Below are 2,019 nucleotides of genomic sequence, written 5' to 3' on the forward strand. Positions count from 1 at the left end.
GAAGGTGGTTTCCGTAGCCTCGTATTTCTCCCGACGCATTTCCTGCGCCCGCCTGGCTTCACGTTCGTCCTGAATGGCACGAAGCACCCTTTCCCGCACCTGTTGTTTTACCGCCTTTGGCAGCGTTTTGTTCCCTTTCAGGCCCATGGCCAGTGCCTGAGCGACAAAGGCGTCCGCCAGGCGCTTTTCTTCAGCGGGAGTCAGTTTCAGGTGCGTCATAGTGGCCTCCGGGCGTCTCAGGTTTCCCGAACAGTTTAACCGCAGGTCCTCTCCTCATGCCAGTTAGCTTTCAGATGTGTCTATACCATCTGAAATGTAAGTGTGATGAATGTCTTAAATAATAAAATTTGTTGCCATGAGAAATTTTCGGGAAAAGACGCGATCTGCTTACAGGTGGCTCCGGGCGCTTTTTTGTGCCTGAAGATGAGAACTAATCTCATATATTGACACCTGAAAACGGGAGGAGTAAGGTAATAATTATACTGTGTATATGTACAGTATGTTGGCTTTAATTTATTGTTTTAAATGTCAAAGAGGAAAACGGTATGAGTGGTGGAGACGGTCGAGGTCCGGGTAATTCAGGTCTGGGACATAATGGTGGTCAGGCCAGTGGGAATGTGAACGGTACGTCTGGTAAAGGTGGCCCTTCATCAGGTGGTGGTACGGATCCAAACAGCGGGCCGGGCTGGGGTACGACGCATACGCCGAATGGAGATATTCATAACTATAATCCGGGGGAGTTTGGTAACGGCGGGAGTAAACCCGGTGGTAATGGTGGTAACAGCGGCAATCATAGCGGTAGCTCTGGTGGCGGACAGTCTTCGGCCACTGCGATGGCCTTCGGTCTGCCTGCCCTGGCTACTCCGGGGGCTGAAGGACTGGCTTTATCAGTTTCCGGCGATGCGTTGTCGGCCGCCGTTGCTGGTGTGCTGGCTGCCCTGAAGGGGCCGTTTAAGTTTGGTCTGTGGGGGATTGCGATCTACGGTGTGCTGCCTTCTGAGATTGCAAAAGATGATCCGAAAATGATGTCAAAAATTATGACGTCATTACCGGCCGATGCGGTGACGGAGACTCCGGCAAGTACTTTACCACTGGACCAGGCGACGGTTCGTGTCAGACAACGGGTTGTGGATGTGGTGAAGGATGAGCGGCAGCATATTGCGGTTGTCGCAGGTCGGCCAATGAGTGTCCCTGTGGTGGATGCGAAACCGACAAAACGTCCGGGGGTATTCAGTGTGTCGATTCCGGGTCTCCCGTCTCTGCAGGTGAGCGTACCGAAAGGTGTTCCGACAGCGAAAGCCCCGCCAAAAGGCATTGTTGCTGAAAAAGGTGATTCACGTCCGGCTGGTTTTACAGCCGGTGGTAACTCCCGTGAGGCCGTTATTCGTTTCCCGAAAGAGACCGGACAGAAGCCGGTTTATGTGTCGGTGACAGATGTTCTTACCCCGGCACAGGTAAAACAGCGTCAGGAGGAAGAAAAGCGTCGCCAGCAGGCATGGGACGCCGCTCATCCGGAAGAGGGGCTGAAAAGAGACTATGATAAAGCGAAAGCTGAGCTGGATGCCGAAGATAAAAATATTGCGACCTTAAACAGCCGCATTGCATCGACAGAGAAGGCGCTCCCCGGTGCAAGGGCTGCTGTTCAGGAAGCCGATAAAAAGGTAAAAGAGGCAGAGGCAAATAAAGATGATTTTGTGACTTATAACCCGCCTCATGAATATGGCTCCGGGTGGCAGGATCAGGTTCGCTATCTTGATAAGGATATTCAGAATCAGAATGAGAAATTAAAAGCGGCTCAGGCATCTTTAAACGCAATGAATGAATCCTTATCCAGAGATAAGGCTGCACTTACCGGGGCGATGGAGAGCCGGAAACAAAAGGAGAAAAAAGCGAAGGATGCAGAAAATAAGTTAAATGAGGAAAAGAACAAGCCTCGCAAGGGGACTAAAGACTACGGCCATGATTATCATCCAGTACCTAAAACAGAAGACATAAAGGGACTTGGAGAGTTAAAGCGAG

General features: G+C 51.1%; 2 protein-coding genes. One reads left to right on the top strand and one right to left on the bottom strand.

What is annotated here, in order from left to right:
* The coding region (locus ACFPZN_RS55910) for a hypothetical protein (protein WP_378293540.1) at positions 1-219 on the bottom strand (219 nt) is incomplete at its 3' end.
* Between the two features lie 326 nt (positions 220-545).
* Between ACFPZN_RS55910 and ACFPZN_RS55915 the strand changes: the two genes are divergently transcribed.
* Positions 546-2,019 (top strand): colicin-like bacteriocin tRNase domain-containing protein (locus tag ACFPZN_RS55915; protein WP_378293542.1); only part of this gene is annotated, 1,474 nt, incomplete at its 3' end.

The organism is Actinomadura rugatobispora, assembly GCF_042656285.1.
In the GTDB taxonomy this organism is placed as follows: domain Bacteria; phylum Actinomycetota; class Actinomycetes; order Streptosporangiales; family Streptosporangiaceae; genus Spirillospora; species Spirillospora rugatobispora.